Source organism: Streptomyces sp. NPDC002676, from assembly GCF_053592455.1.
Genome location: NZ_JBSFVT010000017.1, coordinates 1 through 26,001, shown reverse-complemented (window position 1 = coordinate 26,001; position 26,001 = coordinate 1). Strand labels below are relative to the sequence as shown.

Annotated in this window: 18 protein-coding genes and 4 pseudogenes; 15 read left to right on the top strand and 7 right to left on the bottom strand. The window is 70.4% G+C overall.

Annotation, left to right across the window (positions count from 1 at the left end; translation table 11 throughout):
* Positions 1-43 precede the first annotated feature (43 nt).
* The 3 genes from ACWD3E_RS33185 (at position 44) to ACWD3E_RS33175 (ending at position 3,252) form a co-directional block, all read left to right on the top strand.
* Positions 44-1,237, top strand: coding sequence for an ABC transporter substrate-binding protein (locus ACWD3E_RS33185; RefSeq protein ID WP_451391248.1), 1,194 nt, complete (start codon positions 44-46; stop codon positions 1,235-1,237).
* Positions 1,238-1,334: 97 nt separating this feature from the next.
* A complete protein-coding gene (locus ACWD3E_RS33180) occupies positions 1,335-2,684 on the top strand; it encodes an FAD-dependent oxidoreductase (RefSeq protein WP_451391247.1) in 1,350 nt (449 codons plus the stop codon).
* A gap of 31 nt (positions 2,685-2,715) precedes the next feature.
* Complete coding sequence (locus ACWD3E_RS33175; protein ID WP_451391246.1) at positions 2,716-3,252, top strand: hypothetical protein; 537 nt, start codon at positions 2,716-2,718, stop codon at positions 3,250-3,252.
* Here the strand turns inward: ACWD3E_RS33175 and ACWD3E_RS33170 are convergent.
* The 3 genes and pseudogenes from ACWD3E_RS33170 to ACWD3E_RS33160 form a co-directional block, all read right to left on the bottom strand.
* Positions 3,242-4,384, bottom strand: a complete 1,143-nt coding sequence (locus ACWD3E_RS33170) for a serine hydrolase domain-containing protein (RefSeq protein WP_451391245.1) — start codon at positions 4,382-4,384, stop codon at positions 3,242-3,244. The genes ACWD3E_RS33175 and ACWD3E_RS33170 overlap by 11 nt on opposite strands.
* A gap of 168 nt (positions 4,385-4,552) precedes the next feature.
* On the bottom strand, positions 4,553-5,239 hold the full coding sequence (locus tag ACWD3E_RS33165; RefSeq protein ID WP_451391244.1) for a glycerophosphodiester phosphodiesterase: 687 nt from the start codon (positions 5,237-5,239) through the stop codon (positions 4,553-4,555).
* Between the two features lie 45 nt (positions 5,240-5,284).
* Positions 5,285-6,423 (bottom strand): annotated as a pseudogene (locus ACWD3E_RS33160) (adenosine deaminase).
* A 67-nt stretch (positions 6,424-6,490) separates the two neighbouring features.
* Between ACWD3E_RS33160 and ACWD3E_RS33155 the strand changes: the two are divergent.
* Positions 6,491-7,108, top strand: coding sequence for a DUF4190 domain-containing protein (locus ACWD3E_RS33155; RefSeq protein WP_451391243.1), 618 nt, complete (start codon positions 6,491-6,493; stop codon positions 7,106-7,108).
* Between the two features lie 45 nt (positions 7,109-7,153).
* On the opposite strand, the gene ACWD3E_RS33150 is transcribed toward ACWD3E_RS33155, so the two are convergent.
* On the bottom strand, positions 7,154-7,711 hold the full coding sequence (locus tag ACWD3E_RS33150) for an NADAR family protein (protein ID WP_451391242.1): 558 nt from the start codon (positions 7,709-7,711) through the stop codon (positions 7,154-7,156).
* A gap of 207 nt (positions 7,712-7,918) precedes the next feature.
* Between ACWD3E_RS33150 and ACWD3E_RS33145 the strand changes: the two genes are divergently transcribed.
* From ACWD3E_RS33145 to ACWD3E_RS33115, 7 genes are all read left to right on the top strand, one after another.
* Positions 7,919-9,454, top strand: a complete 1,536-nt coding sequence (locus tag ACWD3E_RS33145; protein ID WP_451391241.1) for a gamma-aminobutyraldehyde dehydrogenase — start codon at positions 7,919-7,921, stop codon at positions 9,452-9,454.
* Positions 9,455-9,546: 92 nt separating this feature from the next.
* Positions 9,547-10,794 (top strand): ABC transporter substrate-binding protein, encoded by a 1,248-nt coding sequence (locus ACWD3E_RS33140; protein ID WP_451391337.1) that lies wholly within the window; start codon positions 9,547-9,549, stop codon positions 10,792-10,794.
* An 8-nt stretch (positions 10,795-10,802) separates the two neighbouring features.
* On the top strand, positions 10,803-11,957 hold the full coding sequence (locus tag ACWD3E_RS33135) for an ABC transporter ATP-binding protein (RefSeq protein ID WP_451391240.1): 1,155 nt from the start codon (positions 10,803-10,805) through the stop codon (positions 11,955-11,957).
* Complete coding sequence (locus tag ACWD3E_RS33130) at positions 11,957-12,886, top strand: ABC transporter permease (protein ID WP_451391239.1); 930 nt, start codon at positions 11,957-11,959, stop codon at positions 12,884-12,886. The genes ACWD3E_RS33135 and ACWD3E_RS33130 overlap by 1 nt, the downstream gene beginning before the upstream one ends.
* A complete protein-coding gene (locus ACWD3E_RS33125; protein ID WP_451391238.1) occupies positions 12,887-13,687 on the top strand; it encodes an ABC transporter permease in 801 nt (266 codons plus the stop codon).
* Positions 13,688-13,722: 35 nt separating this feature from the next.
* Positions 13,723-15,153 (top strand): NAD(P)/FAD-dependent oxidoreductase, encoded by a 1,431-nt coding sequence (locus ACWD3E_RS33120; RefSeq protein WP_451391237.1) that lies wholly within the window; start codon positions 13,723-13,725, stop codon positions 15,151-15,153.
* A 147-nt stretch (positions 15,154-15,300) separates the two neighbouring features.
* Positions 15,301-16,437, top strand: a complete 1,137-nt coding sequence (locus ACWD3E_RS33115) for a hypothetical protein (RefSeq protein ID WP_451391236.1) — start codon at positions 15,301-15,303, stop codon at positions 16,435-16,437.
* Between the two features lie 568 nt (positions 16,438-17,005).
* On the opposite strand, the pseudogene ACWD3E_RS33110 reads toward ACWD3E_RS33115, so the two are convergent.
* Together ACWD3E_RS33110 and gabT are read right to left on the bottom strand one after the other, a co-directional pair.
* A pseudogene (locus ACWD3E_RS33110) lies at positions 17,006-17,254 on the bottom strand (phosphatase PAP2 family protein); the annotation flags it as partial.
* Positions 17,255-17,976: 722 nt separating this feature from the next.
* Positions 17,977-19,311, bottom strand: coding sequence for a 4-aminobutyrate--2-oxoglutarate transaminase (gene gabT, locus ACWD3E_RS33105; RefSeq protein WP_451391235.1), 1,335 nt, complete (start codon positions 19,309-19,311; stop codon positions 17,977-17,979).
* Positions 19,312-19,630: 319 nt separating this feature from the next.
* On the opposite strand from gabT, the gene ACWD3E_RS33100 reads away from it, so the two are divergent.
* The 3 genes from ACWD3E_RS33100 to ACWD3E_RS33090 all read left to right on the top strand — a co-directional run bounded on the left by ACWD3E_RS33100 (position 19,631) and on the right by ACWD3E_RS33090 (position 25,486).
* Entirely contained in the window at positions 19,631-22,030 is a 2,400-nt protein-coding gene (locus ACWD3E_RS33100) for an ATP/GTP-binding protein (RefSeq protein WP_451391234.1), read from the top strand.
* A 115-nt stretch (positions 22,031-22,145) separates the two neighbouring features.
* The gene (locus tag ACWD3E_RS33095; protein ID WP_451391233.1) at positions 22,146-23,867 is read left to right on the top strand and encodes a PucR family transcriptional regulator; all 1,722 of its coding nucleotides are present in this window, start codon (positions 22,146-22,148) and stop codon (positions 23,865-23,867) included.
* A 173-nt stretch (positions 23,868-24,040) separates the two neighbouring features.
* Positions 24,041-25,486, top strand: a complete 1,446-nt coding sequence (locus tag ACWD3E_RS33090) for an aldehyde dehydrogenase family protein (RefSeq protein WP_451391232.1) — start codon at positions 24,041-24,043, stop codon at positions 25,484-25,486.
* A 219-nt stretch (positions 25,487-25,705) separates the two neighbouring features.
* On the opposite strand, the pseudogene ACWD3E_RS33085 reads toward ACWD3E_RS33090, so the two are convergent.
* Positions 25,706-25,834 (bottom strand): annotated as a pseudogene (locus ACWD3E_RS33085) (TIGR01458 family HAD-type hydrolase); the annotation flags it as partial.
* 75 nt (positions 25,835-25,909) lie between these two features.
* Here ACWD3E_RS33085 and ACWD3E_RS33080 point away from each other — a divergent pair.
* A pseudogene (locus tag ACWD3E_RS33080) lies at positions 25,910-26,001 on the top strand (cobalt-precorrin-6A reductase); the annotation flags it as partial.

The window sequence follows — 26,001 nt, the reverse complement described above, 5'->3', positions numbered from 1 at the left end:
GCGTCGATTGTCGGCGCGCGGGCGTTCGCGGCATCCTTCCCGGGTGCCCCAGACCTCCTCCCGTAAGCCCCCGTTGTCCCGCCGTTCCCTGCTGCGTGCGCTGGGCGGCACCGCCGCGCTCGGTGCGCTGGCCGGCTGCGGAGTGCCCGCCGCCTACGTCCAGCCCGGCGACCGTGCCGTGGCCGACGAGTCCGCCGCCGACCGGAAGCTGACCTGGGCGAACTGGCCGCTCTACATCGACACCGACGACCGCGACCCGAACAAGCGCCCCACGCTGGACGCCTTCGAGAAGCGCACCGGGATCTCCGTCGACTACACCGAGGAGATCAACGACAACGACGAGTTCTTCGGCAAGATCAGTCCCGCGCTGATGAACCACCAGTCCACCGGACGCGACCTGATCGTCATCAGCGACTGGATGTGCGCACGGTTCGTGCGGCTCGGCTGGGTGCAGCGGATGGACCGCGCCCACCAGCCGAACGTGGCGAAGCACCTCGACCCGCTGCTCCGCTCGCCCGCCTTCGACCCGGGCCGCCTCTTCACGGTGCCCTGGCAGTCGGGCATCACCGGCATCGCGTACAACCACAAGAAGCTCGGCCGCGAGATACGCCAGGTGTCGGACCTGTGGGCGAAGGACCTCAAGGGCCGTGTGACCCTGCTGTCCGGCCTGGACGAGTCGTTCGCGCTGCTGATGCAGGGCAACGGCGTCGACATCACCCGGTGGACGGCGGACGACTTCCACCGGGTCTGCGACCAGGTGGAGCGCGAGGTCCACCGGGGCCAGATCCGCCGCTTCACCGGCAACGACTACACCAAGGACCTGGTCAGCGGCGACGTCCTGGCCTGCCAGGCGTACTCCGGTGACGTCATCCAGCTCCAGGCCGACAACCCCGACATCCGCTTCGTCGTACCGGAGTCGGGCGCCGAGCTGTGGTCGGACTCCCTGATGATCCCCAACCGGGCCCGCCACAAGGCCAACGCGGAACGGCTGGTCGACTACTACTACACCCCCGAGGTCGCGGCTAGTCTCGCCGCCTGGGTCAACTACGTCTGCCCGGTCCCGGCCGCCAAGGAGGTGCTGGCCGCGGCCAAGGACAAGGACACCGCCGCCCTGGCCGAGAATCCGCTGATCTTCCCCGACAGCACCATGCGCAGGCGGCTCGCCGTCGCCCGTGACATGACGTCCACCGAGCGCGTGGAGTTCGCCCGGCGCTGGAACCGGATCGTGGGGCTGTAACACGCGCTCCCCGGGTGCTTCCCGAGCCCCGTGTCGCGGTGATCGCGAGGCGCGTTGACCCGTGTGAACGCCCTGGTCGGCACACGTGGGAGATGACATGACAGCAGATCGCCCTTGGGGCAAGGCCGTGGTCATCGGCGGCAGTTACGCGGGGCTGGTGACCGCCCGGGTGCTGGCCGACTTCTTCCGGGAGGTCGTCCTCGTGGAACGCGACGCCGTCGACGAGGACACCGGAACCCATCCCGGCGCCCCGCAGGGCTACCATGCGCACGCGCTGCTCGCCCAAGGCGGCCAGATCCTGGAGCGGCTCTTCCCGGGCCTGCGCGAGGAGTTGCGCGGTGAGGGCGCGCCGGTCTTCGACTACGGCGAGGGGATCGACTTCCTGCTGCCCACCGGACTCGCGCCTCGCAAGCGCACGGGCGTCAAGGTCCAGAGCTTCACGCGGCACGAGCTGGAACGCCGGCTGCGCCGCAAGGTGCTCGCCCGGCCCGAGGTCGCGCTGCTGCCGTCCACCCGGTGCGCGGGCCTGACCCGGGACGCCTCGGGACGGGTGAGCGGGGTGACCTGCCAAGGGCAGGACGACGAGCCCTACGAGGTGGCCGCCGACCTGGTGGTCGACGCCTCCGGCCGGTCCAGCGCGCTGGCGGACTGGCTGGGCGCGATGGGAGTCGCCGTCCCGCCGAAGCGGACCGTGAAGGCCAAGGTCACGTACACCTCGATGAACTTCGACCGGCCCGCGGAGGACCACCCGACCCACCCGGACTACTACATCGCCTACCAGATGCTGTTCGCGCCCACCGTGCCCCGGGCCGGCGTCATGCTGGCCGTGGAACGGAACCGTTGGACGTGCTCGCTGTTCGGCTTCGAGGACCAGCCGCCGACCGACGACAAGGGCTACCTGGCCTTCGCGGAGAGCCTGGACAACCCGCGCCTGGCCCAGCAGATCAGCCGGCGCAGCGTCCAGGAGTCCACCCACCGCTACACCAACGTCGACAACCAGTGGCGTCCCTACCATGCCGTCCGGAACTGGCCGGACCGGCTGATCGCCGTCGGCGACGCCGTCTGCGTCTTCAACCCGGTCTACGGCCAGGGCCTGACGGTGGCCGCGATGGAGGCGGAGGTGCTGCACCGGATGCTGGCGGCCCGCCGACGGTCCGGGCAGCAACTGGACGGTCTGGCCGCCGGCTTCCAGAAGAAGCTGGGCCGCCTGCTGCTGGGCCCGTGGACGCTGTCGACCAACTCGGACCTGATGTGGAACCCCGAACGCCAGCCGCTCGCCGCGCGTTTCGCCCACTGGTACAACACGCGGCTGTTCCGGGTGGCCGTGCAGGACGCGGCCGTGTGGTCGGCGTTCGTGCGGGTGGTCAACATGGTGGCCTCCCCGGCCTTGCTGTTCCACCCGGCGGTGGCCGTGAAGGTGCTGAACCCGCGGCGCGGGCGGTTTTGAACGCGTTCAAACACTGGCGTACGCTCCTCCCATGAGCGACAGTGCCGCCCTGCTCAAGGGCATCCGCGTGTGGCTGGTCTTCTTCGTCGTGTGCCTCGTGCTCAGCGGGGCCACCGCCTTTCCGCTGGTGCACGAACTGCGGTGGACCGAGGGCGCGTTGCGGGCGCTGTCCGTGCCCGACCATCTGCCGGGGCTGATGGCCTGGATCACGCGGGTGCGGGACGGACTCGACACCGTCGACGCCAAGTACCCGTTCGTGCTCTACGGCACGGACTGGCTGGCCTTCGCCCACCTCGTCATCGCCGTCGCCTTCTACGGGCCCTACCGCGACCCCGTCCGCAACATCTGGGTGATCGAGTTCGGGATGATCGCCTGCGCCGGGATCATCCCGCTCGCGCTGATCTGCGGCCCGGTCCGCGGGATCCCCTTCTGGTGGTCGGTGATCGACATGTCCTTCGGGGTCATCGGGGTCATTCCGCTGTACGTCGTACGGAAGAAGATCAAGCGGCTGGAACAGCTGACCGCGCCGCCCGTATCCGCCGCCGCGGCCGTCGCCGTCAGCGGTTGAACGCGGGATAGGCGAAGCGCTGGGCGGTGGCCAGGCCGTCGCCCTTGGCGTCCGTGGAGTTCACCGAGTAGACGAGGGTGCGGGACAGGTCGGGGGTGGCCGCGATCACCGTGGCGTAGCCGGGCCGCGACCCGGTCTTGCCCCAGATCACCTTGCCGTTCAGGTCGAACCGCTCCAGCCCCGCGCCGTACCGCGCCCCCGGCACGTCGGGGAGCGTGAACATCTCCTTCAGCTGCGGCTCGGGCACGACCCGGCCGCGGAACAGCCCCACCAACAGCCGCTCCAGGTCCGCGGTCGTGGAGATCAGGTCCCCGGCCGCCCAGCGGTCGGACATGTTCCAGTCGGTCACGTCGACGAGCTTGCCGTCGATCCAGTCGTAGCCCCGGTTGTGCGGTCCGTGGATACGGGGGTCCGCGCCGACGGGGAACGAGGAGTCCCGCATGCCGAGCGGCCGGAAGATCCGCATCTCGGCCTGGTGCGCGTACGAGTCCCCGGTCACCTTCTCGATGAGCATGCCGAGCACCGTGTAGTGGATGTTGTCGTACACCTGGTGGGTGCCGGGCGCGTACTGAGGGCCCTGGGCGACCGAGGACGCGACGACCTGCTCGGGTGTCAGCGTCTCGAAGCGGTGCGGGTAGCCGTCCTCGACCGTGTCCCCGAGGGACATACCCGAGTGCAGTCCGCTGGTGTAGTTCAGCAACTGCCGTACGGTGATGGGGCTGAAGTCCTTGGTGAGCAGGCCCGGCAGATACTGCTGCACGGTGCCGTCGAGGTCGATGCGGCCTTCCGCGGCCAGTTGCAGCACGAGCGCCGCGGTGACCACCTTCGTCACCGAACCGGCCCGGAAGCGCGCGTTCTCCAGCGCCGGCGCCCCGCTGCGGACGTCCCGCACCCCGGCCGTACCGCGCCAGCTCCCGTCGCCGCCGACGCGCAGCAGCGCGGCGGTCGCGGTGTGGTCGGGGAGTCCGGCGATCGCGGCGGCGAGGGCGTCGGAGTCCGGGCCGGACGTGGCGACCTGCCCGGACACCGTCTTCGTGGGCGCGGCCAACGCGGGGGCGGCAGCCAGCGGGCCGGCGGTCAGCGCGAGGACGAGTCCGGCGGCCAGGAGGACGGGTCGGCTGCTGCGGCGCATGGGCTGCTCCTTGGGAGGCTCGGAAGATCGCGGTGAAGTACGTGATCATCCTCTGCCGCCCGCCCGCCGCCCGGATCGTCGCTGAGGAGGGTGTACGACCCCGGCCGCTCCCTGATCAACGACCCTTGTATGCCGAGGAGTTGTAGGGGCCTTCCCCCTAGGGGACGGCTAGGCGCCGTTGCGCAGCGCGTGCAGGGCGTCGATGCGGTTCGTCGTGACGGAGTCGACGCCCAGGTCGAGCAGGCGGCGCATGGTGCGGCGGGTGTCCGGGGTCCAGACGGACAGCAGGTACCCGTCGTGGTGGATGCGCGCGCTCAGGTTCCGGTCGATCAGGGAGAAGCGGTAGTTGAGCCAGCGAGGGCGGATCGCGTCCAGCAGGGCGGGCCGGGGCGGGGCGAGGGTCGTCCAGGTCAGGGCGATCTCGGCGGCCGGGTCGGCGGCCCGGACGGCGAGCATGGCATCGGCGTACGCACAGTAGTACACGCGCTCCCGGGCCCCGCTCTGGCGGACCACGTCCATGATCCGCTGGACCGTGCGGCGGTCGACCCGCCCGCACAGGTCCAGCATCACCCGGCTGCCCTCCGTCGCCGCCAGCGCCTCCGCCAGCGTCGGCACCCCGCCCCCCGTGAGCCCGCGCACCTCCTCGGCGGACAGTGCGCCGAGCGGCCGGTCGATCTCCCACAGCCGCTTCAGCGTCTCGTCGTGCAGCAGCACGGGGACGCCGTCGCGGGTGAGCCGTACGTCGATCTCGACCGCGTCCGCGCCCTGTACGAGCGCGGAACGCAGCGAGCCGACGGTGTTCTCACGGAAGCGGTAGGGGTCGCCGCGATGGGCCACGGCGGTCACGGTCTGCATGGCCCCCATTGTGGCGGGGGAGCGGGGGCGAGCGGGGCGCAGGTGTCAGCGGGCGAGCCAGGCGGTGGTGTACGTGTCGATCTCCCCGGCGATCCGCGCCTTGCCCGCCGCGTCCAGGAAGGACGCCTCCACGGCGTTCTTGGCGAGGTCGGCCAGGCCCCGCTCGTCCAGGTCGAGGAGGCCAGCGGCGACCGCGAACTCGTTGTTCAGGTCGGTGCCGAACATCGGCGGGTCGTCGGAGTTGATCGTGACCAGCACCCCGGCCTCGACGAACTTCTTGATCGGGTGCTCGTCCAGCGTACGCACCGCGCGCGTGGCGATGTTCGAGGTCGGGCAGACCTCCAGCGGGATGCGGTGCTCGGCGAGGTGGGCGAGCAGCCGGGGGTCCTGGGCCGAGCTGGTGCCGTGCCCGATGCGTTCCGCGCGCAGCTCGGTCAGCGCGTCCCACACGGTCTGCGGGCCGGTCGTCTCCCCGGCGTGCGGGACGGAGCGCAGACCCGCGGCGATGGCCTGGTCGAAGTACGGCTTGAACTGCGGCCGGTCCACGCCGATCTCGGGTCCGCCGAGCCCGAACGACACCAGGCCCTCCGGGCGGACCCGGTCCTCGGTCGCGAGCCGCACCGTTTCCTCGGCCGACTGGAGTCCGGCCTCGCCGGGAATGTCGAAGCACCAGCGCAATACGGTCCCGAACTCGGCCTCGGCCGACTTCCGGGCGTCCTCGATCGCGTCCATGAAGGCCCGCTCGTCGATGCCGCGGCGGGTGGAGGAGAACGGGGTGATGGTCAGCTCGGCGTACCGCACCTGCTGCCGGGCCAGGTCGCGGGCCACCTCGTAGGTGAGCAGCCGGACGTCCTCCGGGGTGCGGATGAGGTCGACGACCGAGAGGTAGACCTCGATGAAGTGCGCGAAGTCCGTGAAGGTGAAGTACCGGGTGAGGGCCTCGGGGTCGGTGGGGACCTTGGAGTCGGGGTGGCGGGCGGCCAGTTCCGAGACGATGCGCGGGGAGGCGGAGCCTACGTGGTGGACATGCAGTTCTGCCTTGGGCAGTCCGGCGATGAAGGCGCGCAGGTCGTGGTCGGTCAAGGGTTCCTCCCCGGGAACGGCGCCCGCGGACCGTGGTCCGTGATCCGGGCGCGGGTGATCGGCTGATCGATGACTCCCGAGCATCGTAGGCCCTGGCTCAGGCCCCGGGCCGGGGTGCCCCGGATGCTCGCCGTAGCATGGCGGGACATTCTGCAGAGGGGGCCAGTCATGTCCGACGAGGTGCCGCAGCCTGGGCCTGCCGATGCGCCCTGGCCGGGCTCGGTCCACGACCAGCAGACGGTGACGTCGCTGCCCGCGGCCACTGATCTCCCCCCGGCCTGGGCCCCTCCGGCCGCCCCCGGCAACCCCTTCTCTCCGCCCGCGGCCCCGGGTTTCCAGCCCCAGGCCGCTGCCGTGCCTCCGCCGCCCATCGCACCCGACGGCCCCGGGCAGGTGCCGTACGGCTACCCGGGCGGACCGGCGCCGTACGGCTATGCCTATCCGGGCCAGGCGGCGCAGCCGCCGTACGGGTCGGGCGGTGTCCCTTCATACCCGGCCGGGAACGGCTACGGCTACGGCTGGCCCGGTATGCAGCCGATGCCGAGCAACGGCATGGGTACGGCCTCCCTGGTGCTCGGCATCCTGTCGGCGGTCGGCTTCATAGTCTGGCCGGTGGCCCTGGTGCTGGGCATCCTGTCGGTGATCTTCGGCGCGCTCGGCCGCGCAAGGGCGGGCCGCGGCGAGGCCACGAACCCCGGCGTGGCCCTGGCCGGCCTCATCTGCGGCGCGGCAGGCATCGTCCTGGTCCTGCTCCTGTTCGCCGCGATCATCGCGTTCCGCCTCTGACCGGTCGGCGAAGCGAGGCCCTTTCGCGGCCGGAGCCCCGCAGGGCTACGCCCTCGCCAGCCTTTCCCGTGCCTCCATCAGCGCGAAACCCAGCAGGTTGGGGCCCTTCCAGCGCTCCGGGTCCGACGCGGCCTCGTCGTCCGCGGTGAGGCCGATGCCCCACACGCGGTCCACAGGGCTCGCCTCCACCAGCACCCGGTCGCCGGTGCCCAGCAGGAACTCCCGCAGGTCGTCGTGCGCGGCGAACTTGTGGACGCTGCCCTCGGCCACGATCTCGAAGCGCTCCCGCTCCCATATGGCCTCGTCGAAGTCGCGGACCAGCCGCCCCGCCTTCTTGGCCTCGGCGGGATGCGCGGCGGCCAGCACCCGGCGCTCCGCCTCCGCGTCCCCGAACAGCCGCGCCTTGCCGGCCATCATCCAGTGCTCGGCCGTCGCGTAGGTGACACCCTCCACTACGAAGGGTGACGGCCACCACTGGCTCAGACAGCTCGCGCCGATCCGGCCGTCCGGCCTCGGCCGGTGCCCCCAGAAGTGAAGGTACTTGATCCGGGCACCTGCCCGAACCTCTCTGATCAGGGACTCCACCCCGTCGATCTTGCCCATGCATGCGAGTGTGGCACGCACCACTGACACTCCGTCCGGCCTTTTCCCTCTCGACTCGACACCTGGTCGACAGATTCCGTCGCGTAACCAAAAGGCAACAACGGAATCACTTGTTGGAGTGCTATGGCTCTGTCAGGATCGGCACTCAAATCGAGCTGGAGCTACGCCACCCGCCCCCCGGGACGGTCGAAGGCGGAGGAGAGCGACATGGACAACCCGGGCACCGCCACCCCGGAACGATTCCCCGCGCAGGAGCGCTTCGCAGAGGGCGCGCAGTACATCGCGGGCCGACTGACGAAGGGCACTTCCGGTCATACCCATGCCGTGGTCGACCCCGCCACCGGCGAGGAGGTGTACACCTACGAGCTGGCCGGCACGCAGGACGTCGACGCGGCCGTGGCCGCCGCGCGCGACGCCTTCCCGGGCTGGTCCTCGGTGACCCCCGGCGAGCGCTCCGACGCCATGCACCGGTTCGCCGCCGTGCTCGCCGACCGTGCCGAGGACTTCGCCCGCGCGGAGTCCCTCCAGTGCGGCAAGCCGCTGAAGCTCACGCGCGAGTTCGACGTGCCGGGAACCATCGACAACATCGCGTTCTTCGCGGGGGCCGCCCGGCACCTGCAGGGGCAGTCCGCCGGTGAGTACTCCGGCGACCACACGTCGTACGTCCGCCGTGAGCCGATCGGTGTCGTCGGGTCCATCGCGCCCTGGAACTACCCGCTGCAGATGGCTGCCTGGAAGATCCTCCCGGCGATCGCCGCGGGCAACACCATCGTGCTCAAGCCCGCCGAGCTGACCCCGCTCACCTCGCTGATGTTCGCCCAGGCCGCCACGGACGCCGGGATCCCGGACGGCGTGATCAACATCGTCACCGGGACGGGGAGGGAGGCCGGTGAGCACCTCGTCGGGCACCCCGATGTCGCCATGACCTCCTTCACCGGGTCCACCGGCGTCGGCAAGCGGGTCGCCGAGGTCGCCACGGCCACCGTCAAGCGGCTCCACCTGGAGCTGGGCGGCAAGGCGCCCTTCGTCGTCTTCGACGACGCCGACCTGGACGCCGCCGTGAACGGGGCCGTCGCCGGTGCGCTCATCAACACCGGGCAGGACTGCACGGCCGCCACGCGCGCGTACGTGCAACGGCCGCTCTACGAGGAGTTCCTGCTGAAGACGGCCGCCCTCATGGCGAGCGTCCGGCTCGGCGACCCCTTCGCGCCCGGCACCGACCTCGGCCCGCTGATCTCGCACGTCCAGCGCGACCGCGTCGCCGGCTTCGTGGACCGTGCGCGTGCCTACGCGCGCGTGCTGACCGGCGGCGAGGCTCCCCAGGGTGATCTCAAGGACGGCGCCTACTACCGGCCGACGCTGATCGCCGACGCCCCGCAGGACAGCGAGGTCGTGCAGTCGGAGATCTTCGGCCCGGTCCTGGTCGTGCTGCCGTTCGACAGTGACGACGAGGGCATCCGGCTGGCCAACGACACCCCGTACGGCCTCGCCGCCTCCGCGTGGACGGGCAACGTCTACCGCGCGAACCGCGCCACCCGCGAGATCAAGGCGGGCTGTGTGTGGATCAACGACCACATCCCGATCATCAGCGAGATGCCGCACGGCGGCTACAAGGCCTCCGGCTTCGGCAAGGACATGTCGGCGTACTCATTCGAGGAGTACACGCAGGTCAAGCACGTCATGTTCGACAATACTGCGGTCGCCCGCAAGGAATGGCACCGCACGATCTTCGGGGACCGGTAGCAGAACCTCTCTTGCTGCCGCCGGTTGCGACGACCAGGCCCGTGACCAGGCCGACCCACCCCTCCCGTCCCTCCCGAAAGGGCACCACGCGCATGGAGCAGTACGAGCCCGACCGTCTGACACCGGTCGAACTGGCCGCGATACGCCGCAGCTTCCGAAGCGGCAGGGCCGCGATGACCCGCCGTTCGCTGCTGCGCGCCTCCGCGGGCGGCGCGCTCGCTGTCGGCGGACTCGGGGCGCTGAGCGCCTGCGGGATCCCCGCGGCGACCAAAACCCAGGGCGGTGTATCCGCCGATGACCACTCGGCCAAGGAGAAGGCCGTCAACTTCTCCAACTGGCCCGAGTACATCGACGTGGACGACAAGGGCAAGAACCACCCCACGCTCGACGCGTTCGCCAAACGGACCGGTATCCGGGTCAAGTACACCGAGGACATCAACGACAACGACGAGTTCTTCGGCAAGATCCAGCCGCAGCTCGCCGCCGGCCAGGACACCGGCCGCGACCTCATCGTCCTCACGGACTGGCTGGCCGCGCGCATGATCAGGCTGGGGTACGTCCAGAAACTGGACCCGTCCAACCTGCCGCACGCCTTCGCCAACCTGTCGGACCAGTTCCGCGCCCCCGACTGGGACCCGGGCCGCGCCTACTCCTACCCCTGGCAGGGCATCTCGACCGTCATCGCGTACAACAAGAAGGCGCTCGACGGCATCGAGGTGAAGTCGGTCTCCGACCTGCTGGACAACCCCAAGCTCAAGGGCCGTGTCGGCTTCCTGACGGAGATGCGCGACAGCATCGGAATGACCATGCTCGACATGGGCAAGGACCCGGCGAAGTTCAGCGACGACGACTTCGACGCGGTGATCGCCCGCCTGCAGAAGGCCGTCGACAAGGGCCAGATCCGCCGCTTCACCGGCAACGACTACACGTCCGACCTGAGCAAGGGCGACTTCGCCGCGTGCATCGCCTGGGCCGGCGACGTCGTCCAGCTCCAGGCGGACAGCCCGGACGTCGGCTACGTCATTCCCGACAGCGGCTACATGACCTCGACCGACAACATGCTGATCCCCAACAGGGCGCGTCACAAGACGAACGCCGAGCGGCTCATCGACTACTTCTTCGAGCCCGAGCCGGCCGCCGAACTCGCCGCCTACATCAACTACGTGAGTCCGGTCGCGGGCGTGCAGCCTTATCTGGCCAAGATCGACAAATCGGCGGCGAGCAACCCGCTGATCGTGCCCGACAAGGCCATGCAGGCCAGGTCCCACGCCTTCCGCTCACTGAGCTCGAAGGAAGAGACGGCCTACCAGCAGAAGTTCTCCAAGCTCACAGGGGCGTGACGACGACGATGACGACGACAGACAACAGCGGCGACGTCCGCCTCACCGGTATCGGCAAGACCTACGGCGCCTTCACCGCCGTACACCCGCTCGACCTGACCGTGCCGCAGGGCTCCTTCTTCGCCCTGCTCGGCGCCTCCGGCTGCGGCAAGACCACCACCCTGCGCATGATCGCGGGCCTGGAGGAGCCGACGAGCGGCACCGTGCGCCTAGGCGAGCAGGACGTCACGCAGCTGCCGCCGTACAAGCGGCCGGTGAACACCGTGTTCCAGTCCTACGCCCTCTTCCCGCACCTCGACATCTTCGAGAACGTCGCCTTCGGTCTGCGTCGACGCGGCATCAAGAGCGTGAAGAAGCAGGTCGAGGAGATGCTGGAGCTGGTCCAGCTCGGCGAGCAGGCGCGCAAGAAGCCGCACCAGCTCTCCGGTGGCCAGCAGCAGCGCGTCGCCGTCGCCCGCGCGCTCATCAACCACCCGAAGGTGCTCCTGCTCGACGAGCCGCTCGGCGCCCTCGACCTGAAGCTGCGCCGCCAGATGCAGCTGGAGCTCAAGCGCATCCAGACCGAGGTCGGCATCACCTTCATCCACGTCACGCACGACCAGGAGGAGGCCATGACCATGGCCGACACGGTCGCCGTGATGAATGCGGGCCGCGTCGAGCAGCTCGGCTCGCCCGCCGACCTGTACGAGAACCCGCAGACCACCTTCGTCGCGAACTTCCTCGGCACCTCCAACCTCATCGAGGCCGAGGTCGACTCCAGGAGCGGCGGCGACCTCGTGCTCAAGGCGGGCGGCGGCAAGCTGGTGCTGCCCGAGGCGCGCTGCAGCGCCCCGACGACGACCGGCGGCAAGGTGCTGGTCGGCATCCGCCCTGAGAAGATCTCGCTCACCCACGCCGACGACGCGGGGGAGATCCCGGAGGGCCGCAACCGCCTCGCCGGCAAGATCGCGGACGCGAGTTTCATCGGCGTCTCCACGCAGTACGTGATCGACAGCCCGGTCTGCGACGAACTCGCGGTCTACGTCCAGAACGTCGAGCGCGACGCCCGGCTCGTCCCCGGCGCCGAAGTCGTCCTGCACTGGAGCCCGGCGCACACCTTCGGCCTGGACGCCGCCCAAGACATCGACGCCGGCGTGGAGACGGTCGGGGAAGAGGCCGCCTGATGACGACGATCACCAAGGCCGAGGCGCCCGTCGCGGCGCCGGCCCCCGAGACGAAGCCCCCGCGCAGGCGCGGCAGATTCACGCCGTACTGGCTGCTGCTCCCCGGCATGCTGTGGCTGATCGTCTTCTTCGCGCTGCCGATGATCTACCAGGCCTCCACGTCCGTGCAGACGGGCTCCCTGGAGCAGGGCTACAAGGTCACCTGGCACTTCGTCACCTACTGGAACGCCCTGTCCGAGTACTGGCCGCAGTTCCTGCGCTCCGTCTTCTACGCCGCCGCCGCGACCGTGCTGTGTCTGCTGCTCGGCTACCCGCTGGCGTACCTGATCGCCTTCCGCGCGGGCCGCTGGCGGAACCTGATCATGATCCTGGTGATCGCGCCGTTCTTCACCAGCTTCCTGATCCGCACCCTGGCCTGGAAGACGATCCTCGCCGACAACGGCCCGGTCGTGCACACCCTCAACTCGCTGCACATCCTGGACCTGACCAGCTTCCTCGGCTGGACGGCGGGCGACCGCGTCCTCGCCACCCCGCTCGCGGTGGTGTGCGGACTGACATACAACTTCCTGCCGTTCATGATCCTGCCGCTCTACACCTCGCTGGAGCGGATCGACGGGCGGCTGCACGAGGCGGCCGGCGACCTGTACGCCAAGCCGTGGACCACCTTCCGCAAGGTCACCTTCCCGCTGTCGATGCCGGGCGTGGTCTCGGGCACCCTGCTGACCTTCATTCCGGCGGCCGGTGACTACGTCAACGCCGAACTGCTCGGCTCCACCGACACCCGCATGATCGGAAACGTCATCCAGACGCAGTTCCTGCGCATTCTGGACTATCCGACGGCGGCTGCACTCTCCTTCATTCTCATGGCCGCGATCCTGCTCATGGTCACGGTCTACATCCGCCGGTCCGGGACGGAGGATCTGGTCTAAATGCCCTTCGTCACCTGGCTCAAGCGCCGTCTCGTCGTCATCGCGGGACTCCTGACGCTCGCTTATCTTCTGCTGCCCAACGTCATCGTCACCGTGTTCTCCTTCAACAAGCCGAAGGGGCGCTTCAACTACGAGTGGCAGCAGTTCTCCATAGCGGCCTGGAAGGACCCGTGCGGGGTCGCCGACATGTGCGGCTCGCTGTCCATCAGCCTCCAGATCGCGATCTGGGCGACGCTCGGCGCGACCGTCCTCGGCACGATGATCGCCTTCGCGCTGGTCCGCTACCGCTTCCGCGCGCGCGGCGCCGTCAGCTCGCTGATCTTCCTGCCGATGGCGATGCCCGAGGTCGTCATGGCCGCCTCGCTGCTCACCCTGTTCCTCAACATGGGCGCCCAGCTCGGCTTCATGACGATCCTGATCGCGCACATCATGTTCTGCCTCAGCTTCGTCGTCACCGCGGTCAAGGCGCGCGTGATGTCGATGGACCCGCGCCTTGAGGAGGCCGCCCGGGACCTGTACGCCGGCCCCGTGCAGACCTTCCTGCGGGTCACCCTGCCGATCGCGGCACCCGGAATCGCGGCGGGCGCGCTGCTGTCCTTCGCGCTCTCCTTCGACGATTTCATCATCACCAATTTCAACGCGGGCTCGACGGTCACCTTCCCCATGTTCGTCTGGGGTTCGGCGCAGCGCGGAACGCCCGTTCAGATCAATGTCATCGGTACGGCCATGTTCCTCGTCGCCGTACTGTTCGTCCTGGTCTCGATGCTCATCACCAATCGCCGTAACAACCAAAAGGCATAAGCCTTTCAGGAAAGTCCTCGTAGGGAGTTGAAATCATGGCCCCAAGCGCCATGAGTCGTGGCAAAGACAACTGGATCTCCTCTCTTTCCGAAGCCCAGCCGGTCCCGTACTGGCTGGAAGACCCCGGCAAGCCACACGCCGAGCCCGCGCTCACCGGCACCGACACCTGCGACCTGCTGGTCGTCGGCGGCGGATACAGCGGACTGTGGACCGCGCTCAACGCGAAGGAGCGCGACCCGCAGCGCGACGTGGTCCTGCTGGAAGGCCGCGAGGTGGGCTGGGCCGCCTCCGGCCGCAACGGCGGCTTCTGCGCCGCCTCCCTCACCCACGGCCTGCCCAACGGCCTCACCCGCTGGCCCGATGAGATCCACAAGCTGGAGGAGCTGGGCCGGCGCAACCTCGACGAGATCGAGGCGGCCGTCAGCCAGCACGGCATCGACTGCGACTTCGAGCGCACCGGCGAGATCGACGTCGCCACCGAGACCTACCAGGCCTGGGAACTGCGCGACTGGCACCGGGAGTTGGAGGAGAAGGGCCTCGCCGACGGCATCGACTTCCTGGACGCCGACACCGTGCGCGAGCAGGTCAACTCGCCCACCTTCGAGGCGGGCCTGTGGGACCGCCGGGGTGTGGCCATGCTCCACCCCGCCAAGCTGGCCTGGGGCCTGAAGCAGGCGTGCATCAGGCTCGGCGTCCGCGTGTACGAGCACACGCCCGCGCTCACTTTGAAGCAGTACGGCGCCGGGATGGCCGTACGCACCCCGTACGGCTCGGTCCGCGCCCGCCAGGTCGCGCTCGGCACGAACATCTTCCCGAGCCTGCTGCGGCGCCTGCGCTCGTACACCGTCCCGGTCTACGACTACGCGCTGATGACCGAGCCGCTCAGCGACGGGCAGCTCGCGGACATCGGCTGGAAGAACCGCCAGGGGCTCGGCGACTCGGCCAACCAGTTCCACTACTTCCGGCTGTCCGCCGACAACCGGATCCTGTGGGGCGGGTACGACGCGATCCACCACTACGGCGGCCGGGTGCGCGCCGAGTACGACGACCGCCCGGAGACCTACGCCAAGCTCGCGGGCCACTTCTTCGCCTGCTTTCCGCAGCTGGAGGGCGTCCGCTTCACGCACGCATGGGGCGGCGCCATCGACACCTGCTCCCGCTTCTCGGCGTTCTTCGGCACCGCCCACCAGGGGAAGGTGGCGTACGCGGCGGGCTACACCGGCCTCGGCGTCGGCGCGACCCGCTTCGGCGCCGACGTGATGCTGGACCTGCTGGAGGGGGAGCGCACCGAGCGGACGGAGCTGGAGATGGTCCGCAAGAAGCCGCTGCCGTTCCCGCCGGAACCCTTCGCCTGGACGGGCATCGCCCTCACCAAGTGGTCCCTGGCCCGCGCGGACGCCCACGGGGGCCGCAGGAACCTGTGGCTGCGCACGATGGACCGGCTGGGGCTGGGCTTCGACAGCTGAGCCGAGGCGACGCTTTTACCCGGTCCTTATGGCTGAGTCAAGCCACGAGATTCCGGAACATGACCCTGCTGCTGGATTCCGGCGTACTTGAAGCACGGGCCTCGCCGGGAGGCACCGACTTCCACTTCGGATCAGCAGGAGAAGATCATGACTCGCATCACCCGCAAGAACGACGACTCGCGGACCAAGCGCCGCCTGGGTCTGGCGACGGCGGTGGCCTCCGCCGCCGTCGTCGCCGGAGGCGTCATGCTGCCGGCCGCGGTCGCCACGGCGGCCCCGATGCACCAGCCGTCGACGGTGCGTACAGCTCCGCAGCACGACCACCACAAGCGGTACTGCTGGGAGGTCACGTACACGAAGCACTGGAAGAAGCACCACGACTTCTACTGCTGGGACGACCACTACAAGTACTACTGGGACTACGACCACAACTGCTACTACGTGTGGTCGGACCATCACCGGTTCTACTTCTGGGACTCCTACGACAACGTCTACTACTTCCACGACCACCACCATCACCAGGACCACTACTGGGACCTGCACGACGAGGGTCACTGGAAGAAGGACCCCAGCCACGGGGACTGGGACTCCCACAAGTCGGATCACTCGGATCACTCGGATCACTCGGATCACTCGGATCACTCGGATCACTCGGATCACTCGGATCACGGTTCGTCCGACCCGGGCTCCGACAAGAAAGACTCGGGCTCCGACAAGAAGGACTCCGGGTCGAGCGACTCCGGGACGACGGACCCGGGCAAGACGGACACTGGTAAGACCGACCCCGCACAGCAGGACCAGACCCAGCAGGATCAGCCGCAGCAGGACTCGAAGCCGGGGCAGGCTGTGGAGGACCAGGCGAAGCAGGACCAGACCCAGCAGGACCAGCCGCAGCAGGACTCGAAGCCGGGGCAGGCTGTGGAGGACCAGGCGAAGCAGGACCAGGCCCAGCAGGACCAGGCCCAGCAGGATCAGCCGCAGCAGGACTCGAAGCCGGGGCAGGCTGTGGAGGACCAGGCGAAGCAGGACCAGGCCCAGCAGGACCAGCCGCAGCAGGACCCGCAGCCCGGCCAGGCCCAGGAGGACCAGGGCCAGCAGGATCAGGGTCAGCAGGATCAGGGTCAGCAGGATCAGGGTCAGCAGGATCAGGGTCAGCAGGACCAGCCGCAGCAGGACCAGGGTCAGCAGGACCAGACCCAGCAGGACCAGCCGCAGCAGGACACCGGGGCTGGTGCCGGGACCACGACCACCGATGACGGTGCCGCGACCGACGCTGGAATGTGACCCGGGTCAGATAGAGCAGGTGGCGGAACCTGCGTAATGCCGCCGGAAGGCCTCCCTCTCTCCACCTGACGCGACCGCGTCGACGAGAGAGGGGGGCCTTTCTGATGACTGGGGCGTAGGCGGCCGTCCGAATGGCCGGGCGAGCTCGGCTATTCCCGCCTCGACGTGCTCACCCACCTCCTCGGTCGACCCGGCCCCGTGCCGACCGACTTCGGGGGCAACCGGGTGGGCTTCTTCGTGCCGCCGGGCACCGCCACCCGCTGGCTCGGCACCGGCATCCGTACCGCGGAGCCCGGCAGTACCACTCCATGGGCGGCGCCGGCCCCGGCCGAGGTCACGAAGGCTCTGGACTGCCTGACGAAGCGGACGAACTGCGGCTCGTACGCGACCCATGGGACCTGGCCGGCTCTTCGGGGGCTGATGAGGTGGTCGGTGAACTGGGATCGCTACTCGAACTGGGAGTTCCAGAGGGACTTCGACGCGTACTTCGGCTGAGGCCGAGTACGGGGGACAGGGCGGTCAGCAGAACCGCGCACAGGCACCAGCTGGCCACCACGTCCAGCGGCCAGTGGTAGCCGTGGCGGACCAGCCCGTAGCCGACGCCGAAGTTGCCGACGCCGCAGCCGATGACCAGCTCACGGCGGGCGTAGACCGTGCGGAGCCAGGGGAGGAGGAGCAGCGTCGCGGAGCCGTAGGCGGCGGCTGCGGTCGCCGTGTGGCCGGAGGGGAAGAAGCCGACGGCCGGGGGGAGGGCGGGGGTCCCCGGCCGGGCGGTCCAGTCCTTCAGCGGGATGATGATCGCCGGGAGCAGCACCATCAGCAGGGCCGCAGCAGCGGGCGGCAACCACCACAGGGGCAGCCCGGCGGCCCGGCCGCGCCAGGCGGCGTACCCCGCGGCGAGCGCCAGCACAGGGACCGCGACCTGGATGTCGCCCAGCTCGGAGAGCAGCCGGGAGAACCCGTCCGGACGGACCAGGGCCCGGCTCAGCCGCGCGTCCACGCGCAGCAGCGGGCCGTGGGCGACGACCTGCCAGGTGATCAGGGCGAAGACGAGGGCCGGGAGCAGGCCCAGCAGCGCGTACTTGAGGCGCGGGTCCGTTGAGGTCGACACGGAGCCCAGCTTCGCAGGTCCGGACGGAAAGGGCAGGAACAGTTGGGCTGGAAGGAGGTCGGCCGCCCCGGAACGGGGGGGATGGTTCCGAGGCGGCCGTCCGGATCGGAACGTCGCGCGCCCCGGGGGGTTTGGGGCGGCGACCGTCCGATCGGTGAGGAGATCCCGGAGCCGTCAGGCGCCGGTTGTGTGCGCGAGGGCACGACCAGGTCGAAGCTGGGGAGGCCCCGGCCTGGTGCCGCCCACAGTCCCCTGTGGGCGGGGTGTATCTCTCATCTGGGTAGAACCTACGGCAGGTCAGGGCGCTTGGGCAGACGGAACTGCATCCCGCCATCCACCTCGCACACCTTCTTCACACGGCCTGCCGTAGGTGCCCGTCAGAGCCCTTTCGGGGGCTCAAAGCCCTCTCCAGGGTGCAGACTTCCCGCTCAGATGCGCGCGAAGGCCTGCTCGATGATGTCGAGGCCCTCGCCCAGCAGGTCGTCGCCGATGACCAGCGGGGGCAGGAAGCGCAGCACGTTGCCGTAGGTGCCGCAGGTCAGGACCAGCAGGCCCTCCTGGTGGCAGGCCTTGGCGAGGGCGGCGGTGGCCTCCGGGTTCGGCTCCTTGGTGGCACGGTCCTTGACCAGCTCGATGGCGATCATGGCGCCGCGGCCACGGACGTCGCCGATGATGTCGAACTTCTCGGCCATGGCGCCGAGGCGGGACTTCATGATCGCCTCGATGTTCTTCGCCTTGGCGTTGAGGTCCAGCTCCTTCATCGTCTCGATGGCGCCGAGCGCACCGGCGCAGGCGACGGGGTTACCGCCGTACGTGCCACCCAGGCCACCGGCGTGCGCGGCGTCCATGATCTCGGCGCGGCCGGTGACGGCGGCCAGCGGCAGACCGCCGGCGATGCCCTTGGCGGTGGTGATCAGGTCCGGGACGATGCCCTCGTCCTCGCAGGCGAACCACTGCCCGGTCCGGCAGAAACCGGACTGGATCTCATCCGCGACGAAGACGATGCCGTTCTCGTTGGCGAACTTCACGATCTCCGGCAGGAAGCCCTTGGCCGGCTCGATGAAGCCGCCCTCGCCGAGCACCGGCTCGATGATGATCGCGGCGATGTTGTCCGCGCCGACCTGCTTGGACATCTGGTCGATGGCCATCTTGGCGGCCTCGGGACCGGCGTTCTCCGGACCGGTCGGCCAGCGGTACGCGTACGCGACGGGCACCCGGTAGACCTCGGGCGCGAAGGGCCCGAAGCCGTGCTTGTACGGCATATTCTTGGCGGTGAGCGCCATGGTCAGGTTGGTACGCCCGTGGTAGCCGTGGTCGAACACGACGACGGCCTGGCGCTTGGTGTACGCACGCGCGATCTTGACGGCGTTCTCGACGGCCTCGGCGCCGGAGTTGAACAGCGCGGACTTCTTGGCGTGGTCGCCCGGGGTCAGCTCGGCCAGGGCCTCGGCGACCTCCACGTAGCCCTCGTACGGGGTGACCATGAAACAGGTGTGGGTGAAGTCGGCGAGCTGGGCGGAGGCCCGGCGCACGACGGCCTCGGCGGAGGCGCCGACGCTCGTCACCGCGATGCCGGAGCCGAAGTCGATGAGCCGGTTCCCGTCGACGTCCTCGATGATGCCGCCGCCCGCGCGCGCGGTGAACACCGGCAGCACGGAGCCCACGCCCTGCGCGACCACCGAGGTACGGCGGGCCTGCAGTTCCTGCGACTTCGGGCCGGGGATGGCGGTGACGACGCGGCGCTCCTGCGGAAGTGCGGTCATGGGGGCTCCCTGAGTGTTCTTGCGGACCGGACGGCCAAGCGGACCCGGGTTCTTCCGGGCTGTCTCCGGACGGCTCCGGCGGTGCGTTTTCCGACGCTTACCTATCTTTCTTCGCAGGCTAGGGCCGGGAATGGGGGTGGGGCATGCTCCATGTGGGCGTTGTCGGGCCATTCGCTTGTCCGCGGTGGACATAGCCCGCACGGCCCGGGTACCCCCGGTCGAGCACTCCTCTCGGCCACGTAAGCGGTGAACTCCCCTTGCCGGGGCGTTAGATTGGCTCGCTGATGGTGGACGAACGGCTGGTCAGGGGGCAAGGGCGATGAACAGCGACGGCACACGGGACGCGCGCGACACGCATGCGAATCCGGTACCGCGCCCGAGTACGCCTGTGGAGGGGGCTGGGGGGCCTCGGGGGGCCTTCTCGGTACCGCCGATGCCGTCGGCGCCGCCGCGCCCGGCGCGCACCCCCGGCGGCGGTCGGACATCGGCGCAGGACACCGCAGGACCGGGCGTGCTGGCTTGGCTGCGCACCCCGCGCGCCGAGGCCGAGCCCGGGCTGTGGCGCTACGGATACCGTCCCCGCCCCCAGGAAGCTGCGGACCGGGTCTCCGACCGGGCCCTGGTGGCCGGGGCCGTCGGAGCGCTGCTCGCGGCCCTGCTGGTGTGGTCGTTGTGGCACAACAACCTGGTGCCCCACAAGAACGTTCTGCTGGAACTCGTCTTGCCGTCCGACTGGCTCGAGCAGACCCATACGGCCCGTATCGCGCACGCTGTCTACGACAGCATCTTCGCCACCGTGGCGCTCTATTACTTCGGACGGGTGGGCAACTGGAGGGAGGCCGTCCAGCGCTACGTGATCGACCGTTCGCAGCCGTCCCGTGCGCTGCGCGCTGTCATCCTCGCGTCACTGATCCTCTGGCTCGTCGTCTGGCACGAACTGCTGCCGTATCTGAGGCTCGCCTTGAGTCTGGCGCCGCAAGACTGGTACGTCGGCCCCACCGAAGTGAGCTCCGTGCACCGGTTTCGGGTATTCAAGACCGTACTCACTCTCCTGGGCCTGCTGCCGTTTGCCGTAGCCGGTGACTGGCTGGGGCTGCTGCGCGGTCTGCGCCGCCCCGAGACGGGGCCCGAGAGCCCGATGGAGGCTGTCGCTGAGACCCCTGCCGACTGGCCGGAGCTGCGTGCCTACGGCCAGAGCGCCGCGGCCGAGCGGCTGGCCGAGGAGGTGCGCACCGGCCGGATGAACGACGTGGACTGTGCACGTATCCGCCGTGCCTGGGCCTCCGCGGTGGCCGATCCCGCGCGCCTGGACGCGTTCACCTCGGCCGTGCTCCGGGACGGGGCCCACGCCTGTCCACACCCTTCGGGACAGCGGGACCTGCCCGCCCGAGCCGCCCTGCACGACCTGCTCACCTCCCAGGTACGCATCGGCCGGTTCGCGGACGTCGAGCGCACACCGTCGGCCCGCCGTGATGCAGGCGCCGCAGTGGATCCCGCCACGCTGGGCACCTCGCTGCTCGCCGTCGGCCCGTCCGGCTCCGGCAAGACCGAGCGTCTGGTGCGCCCCATCGCCGAGTCCCTCGCCCTCCAGGCCCTGTCCGGGCAGGCAGCCCTCGTCGTGGTGTGCGCCGCAGGAACTCCTCTGGGGGCCGACGACGGCTACGACATCGTGGTCAGGCTGGGAGACCAGACGTCGGCGTACGACCTCGACCTCTATGGCGGGGCCGACGACCCGGACGAGGCGGCCACGCTCCTCGCGGACGCCCTCGTCGGTGACCTGACCGAGGTCGACCAGCGGCGCGCCGGGACCGTGCTGGCCCAGTTGCTCGGGCCGTTCCGGGCGGTGCACGGCCGTTTCCCGTCCGTGGCCGAACTCCGGGAGCTGCTGGACGGGGTGCCGTCGGCGTTGCAGCAGCTCAGGACGATGCTGGACCCACAGATGCACCCGGCCCTGCACCGGGAACTCGACACGCGCGCACGTCAGGCGGGCCTCCCCGGGGACCCGGGGGTGATCCTCGCCGACCGGATCGCCTGCCTTGACCGCCCGGCCTTCGCGGGCTTCTTCGACACCTCCGCGGACGCCTCGCCTTTCACCCTGCGCTCTCTCGACTACCCGCTGAGGGTCAGGATCGACGTGCCGCAGCGGGCTCACCCGGAGGCTGCCCAGCTCCTGACCCGGCTCCTGCTCGCACAGTTCACAGCGAGCATGGCAGTCCGCCGGGACCGGTCCCTGTTCGCCTGCCTCGTCCTGGACGACGCCACGCACGCGATCACCGCCGAATCCGTGCGTTCCCTGCGGCGGCTGCGGCAGAGCAACGCGGGCGTCGTACTGAACCTGCGGGCACTGGGCGACGTACCGGAGCACCTGCGTCAGCCGCTGCTCGCCGCAGTCGGCTGCCATCTCGCCTTCTCGGGCATGACCACGTGGGAGGGTGCCCTGTTCGCGCAGACCTGGGGCACCGAGTGGGTGGAGACCACCGAGGTCGCCAAGCACACGGTCTTCGCGAATCAGCCGGTGACGAGGCTGATCCACGCCGTGCGGAAACTGGGCACGGGCAAGCCGGTGACCACGGATGCCGTCACCGTCCGCCAGGTAGAGCGAGAGCGCTGGTCCGCCTCCGAGTTGGCGCACGGGGTTCCGCCGGGGCATGCGGTGTTGTCGTTGACCACCGTGCGGGGGGAGCACGCGCCGCCGTTGCTGGTGGATCTGCGGGGCTGAGTTGCGGCTCAAGGGCGTCGCCGGATCGTACGGTGAGGCAGAATCGGAGTAGGTCGTTCATACGTGGCGGCCAAAAGATCACCGCACCACCGATCCTCCCCACGCTGAAGGCCCCATGCCCCTCACCCTCGCCTCCCTCGTCCACCACTCCGCGCTCAAGCTGACCGTGCGCGCGGGCGAGGACCGGCTGGACGTGCCCGTCCGCTGGGCGCACGTCAGTGAGCTGGCCGACCCCGTGCCGTACATGGAGGGCGGCGAGCTGCTGCTGATCACCGCGCTCAAGCTGGACGCGGAGGATCCGGAGGTCATGCGCCGCTACGTGAAGCGGCTGGCCGGGGCGGGGGTCGTCGGGCTCGGCTTCGCCGTGGGGGTGAATTACGAGGAGATCCCCACAGCCCTGGTCGACGCCTCCCGGGAGGAGGGGCTGCCCCTGCTGGAGGTACCGCGCCGCACCCCCTTCCTCGCCATCAGCAAGGCCGTGTCCGCCGCCATCGCCGCCGACCAGTACCGGGCGGTCACGGCAGGCTTCGCCGCCCAGCGCGAGCTGACCAAGCAGACCCTGAACTCCGGCCCGGAGGGGCTGCTCGCCGCGCTCGCCGCGCAGGTCGACGGGTGGGCGGCGCTCTACGACGCCTCCGGTTCCGTCGTCGCTGCCGCGCCCGAGTGGGCGGGCCGCAGGGCGGCACGGCTGACGGCGGAGGTGGAGCGGCTGCGGGAGCGGCCCGCGCCCGCCTCCTCCGTGGTCGGCGGACCCGACAACGAGGACCGCATCGAGCTGCACTCCCTGGGCACCGGCCGCCGCCCGCGCGCCGCGCTCGCCGTCGGCACGGCGGCGGCCCTCGGCACGGCCGAGCGCTACGCCGTCCACTCCGCCATCGCCCTGCTCACCCTCACCACCGAACGTTCCCGCTCCCTGCGGGCGGCCGAGCAGCGGATCGGCGCGGCCGTGCTGCGCATGCTGCTCGCCGGGGAGCCCGACCACGCGCGGGCCGTCGCCGGGGATCTGTACGGCGGATTGCTCGACGCGCCCTTCCGGGTGATCGTCGCCGAGTCGGCGTCCGGCTCCGCCGCGCGAGCCCACGCCGACGCGCATGCCGGCACGCAGATGCAGGCACCTGTGCAGACACCGTCGCAGACGCCCGCGCGCATGCCCGCCGCCAAGCCCGGCAAGGCCGCCGCCCCGCCCGCCGCCTCGCCGGTCGCCGATGCCGGCGGCGACCCGCTCGGCGGGCTCGCCGAGAGTGTCGAGTCGGCCGCCGTGCGCGCCGGGGAGGCCGTGCTCCTGGTGCCGGACCGGGAGCGGCTGGTGGTGCTCGCCGCGGACGGAGGCGCGGCGGTGTCCGCGTGCGCCGCGTACGCGGCGGCGCTGGAGGCGGCGCGGGCGGTGCCGGACCAGACGGGCACCGACGAGGACGAGCTGGTCGTCGGCCTGTCGGCGCCGGCCGGGCCGATCGCCGCGGCGGCGGCCTACAAGCAGGCCGAGCAGGCGCTGTCGGTGGCGCGGCGGCGGGGGCGGGTGTTCGTGGAGCACGAGCAACTGGCGGCGGGCTCGGTGCTGCCGCTGCTGGCCGACGACGCGGTCAAGGCGTTCGCCGACGGGTTGCTGCGGGCGCTGCACGAGCACGACGCGACGGGGCGCGGGGATCTGGTGGCCTCCCTGCGGGCCTGGCTGTCCCGGCACGGCCAGTGGGACGCGGCGGCGGCGGACCTGGGCGTGCACCGGCACACACTGCGGTACCGGATGCGCAGGGTCGAGGAGATCCTCGGGCGCAGCCTGGACGATCCGGACGTGCGGATGGAGCTGTGGCTGGCCCTGAAGGCGACCTCGGCGGAGTAGCACCCGCCTCCAGCGGAGCGCCGACCGCGCCAATCCGGCGTACCCCGCCCCCCGACTGCTACGACTCGGACAAGCGACCCCCGCCCGCCCCCGCCCTACCGTGGACCACGAAAGCGCAAGAGCACCCCCCAACGCGGAAAGGCCGGGACTCGCACATGCCCCAGGAAAAAATTGTGGGAGCCACCCACGCCTTCTGGCTCGCCGGCCGCCAGGTCACCGGCGAGGACACCTTCGACGTCACCTCCCCGTGGGACGGTCGGCTCGTCGGCAAGGTCAGCGTGCCGAACGAGGCCCAGGTCGAGGAGGCCGTGGCCGCCGCGTACGCCGTGCGGGACGAGTTCGCCGCCACCCCGGCGCACGTCCGTGCCGCCGCCCTGGACCACGTCAGCAAGCGCCTGGTCGAGCGCACCGAGGAGATCGCCCAGCTGATCTCCGCCGAGAACGGCAAGCCGATCAAGTGGGCGCGCGGCGAGGTCGGCCGTGCCGTGTCCGTGTTCCGGTTCGCCGCCGAGGAGGCCCGCCGGTTCAACGGCGGCGAGGCCCAGCGGCTCGACACCGACCTCGGCGGTCAGGGGCGTCTCGCCCTGACCCGGCGCTTCCCGAAGGGTGTCGTGCTCGGCATCGCGCCGTTCAACTTCCCGCTGAACCTGTGCGCCCACAAGATCGCCCCGGCCATCGCCGCCGGCGCGCCGATCATCCTGAAGCCGGCGCCTGCCACCCCGCTGTCCGGCCTGATCCTCGGTGAGCTGCTCGCCGAGACCGAGCTGCCCGCCGGTTCGTGGAGCGTCCTGCCGGTGCCGAACGACCGCATGCCCGCCCTCGTCCAGGACGAGCGCCTGCCGGTCATCTCCTTCACCGGTTCCGACAAGGTCGGCTACGCCATCATGGACTCGGTGCCGCGCAAGCACTGCACCCTGGAGCTGGGCGGCAACGGCGCGGCCGTCGTCCTCGGCGACTTCGCGAGCGACGCCGACCTGGACTGGGCCGCGACCCGCATCGCGACCTTCTCCAACTACCAGGGCGGCCAGTCCTGCATCTCCGTGCAGCGCGTGATCGCCGACGCGTCCGTCTACGACCGCCTGGTGCCGCGTATCGTCGCCGCCGTCGAGGCCCAGGTCACCGGTGACCCGTCCGACTCCGCGACCGACGTCGGCCCGCTGGTCAGCGAGGACGCCGCCAAGCGTGTCGAGTCCTGGGTGGACGAGGCCGTCGCCGCGGGCGCCAAGCTGCTCGCCGGCGGCAAGCGCGACGGCGCCTCGTACGCGCCGACCGTGCTGACCGAGGTCCCGGCCGACGTCACCATCGCCTGCGAGGAGGTCTTCGGTCCCGTCCTCACCGTGCAGAAGGTGGACGGCGAGGCCGAGGCGTTCGCCGCGGTCAACAACTCCAAGTTCGGTCTCCAGGCGGGCGTGTTCACGCACGACCTCCAGGTCGCCTTCCGGGCCCACCGTGCCCTGGAGGTCGGCGGTGTCGTCATCGGCGACGTCCCGTCCTACCGCGCCGACCAGATGCCGTACGGCGGCGCGAAGCAGTCCGGTGTGGGCCGCGAGGGCGTGAAGTTCGCGATGGACGACTACACATACGAGCGCGTTCTGGTTCTCACCGGTCTCGCGCTCTGACCTGCCACGGACAGGTCGGACAGAACGGCCGCAGCCCACTGTGCGAGGTACCCGAAGGCCCCGGTTGAGCGCCGCGTAGCCGAACTCGGGCCCGGCGCCGCCGAGCACGACCACGTCTACGTCCACGTCCATGTCCGGGCGCTCCTCGTCGACCAGGGTGACGTCGGTGAGGTCCTCCGTGATGTCCCCGCTGTTCAGGAGGGCGCAGCGGGCGCCCGGAAAGCGTGCGGCGAGGTGGGCTGCGGTGGCCGCGGGCGCCGTGAGCACGTTCTCGGCGCTCACCGCGAACCCGGCCTCCGACAGGGTCGCGGCGGTCGACGCCCGCGTACGGGACGTCGTGTTGGTCACCAGAGCCACACCGAGCCCGGCCGCGTAGTGACCCGGGCTCCGGAACGGCCGGTACGACCTCGTACGCTCACCCTCATGCCCGTGCACGTCCTGATCCTCGGCGGCACCACCGAGGCGCGCCGCCTCGCCGCCGACCTCGCCGCCCGTCCCGGCGTCCGGGTCACCAC

Coding starts and splice junctions, on each gene's coding strand:
- ACWD3E_RS33125 (WP_451391238.1), top strand. CDS start 12,887: ATGCCCTTCGTCACCTGGCTCAAGCGCCGTCTCGTCGTCATCGCGGGA.
- gabT (WP_451391235.1), bottom strand. CDS start 19,311: ATGACCGCACTTCCGCAGGAGCGCCGCGTCGTCACCGCCATCCCCGGC.
- ACWD3E_RS33135 (WP_451391240.1), top strand. CDS start 10,803: ATGACGACGACAGACAACAGCGGCGACGTCCGCCTCACCGGTATCGGC.
- ACWD3E_RS33165 (WP_451391244.1), bottom strand. CDS start 5,239: ATGCAGACCGTGACCGCCGTGGCCCATCGCGGCGACCCCTACCGCTTC.
- ACWD3E_RS33140 (WP_451391337.1), top strand. CDS start 9,547: ATGGAGCAGTACGAGCCCGACCGTCTGACACCGGTCGAACTGGCCGCG.
- ACWD3E_RS33100 (WP_451391234.1), top strand. CDS start 19,631: ATGAACAGCGACGGCACACGGGACGCGCGCGACACGCATGCGAATCCG.
- ACWD3E_RS33120 (WP_451391237.1), top strand. CDS start 13,723: ATGGCCCCAAGCGCCATGAGTCGTGGCAAAGACAACTGGATCTCCTCT.
- ACWD3E_RS33180 (WP_451391247.1), top strand. CDS start 1,335: ATGACAGCAGATCGCCCTTGGGGCAAGGCCGTGGTCATCGGCGGCAGT.
- ACWD3E_RS33175 (WP_451391246.1), top strand. CDS start 2,716: ATGAGCGACAGTGCCGCCCTGCTCAAGGGCATCCGCGTGTGGCTGGTC.
- ACWD3E_RS33130 (WP_451391239.1), top strand. CDS start 11,957: ATGACGACGATCACCAAGGCCGAGGCGCCCGTCGCGGCGCCGGCCCCC.
- ACWD3E_RS33145 (WP_451391241.1), top strand. CDS start 7,919: ATGGACAACCCGGGCACCGCCACCCCGGAACGATTCCCCGCGCAGGAG.
- ACWD3E_RS33170 (WP_451391245.1), bottom strand. CDS start 4,384: ATGCGCCGCAGCAGCCGACCCGTCCTCCTGGCCGCCGGACTCGTCCTC.
- ACWD3E_RS33150 (WP_451391242.1), bottom strand. CDS start 7,711: ATGGGCAAGATCGACGGGGTGGAGTCCCTGATCAGAGAGGTTCGGGCA.
- ACWD3E_RS33155 (WP_451391243.1), top strand. CDS start 6,491: ATGTCCGACGAGGTGCCGCAGCCTGGGCCTGCCGATGCGCCCTGGCCG.
- ACWD3E_RS33115 (WP_451391236.1), top strand. CDS start 15,301: ATGACTCGCATCACCCGCAAGAACGACGACTCGCGGACCAAGCGCCGC.
- ACWD3E_RS33095 (WP_451391233.1), top strand. CDS start 22,146: ATGCCCCTCACCCTCGCCTCCCTCGTCCACCACTCCGCGCTCAAGCTG.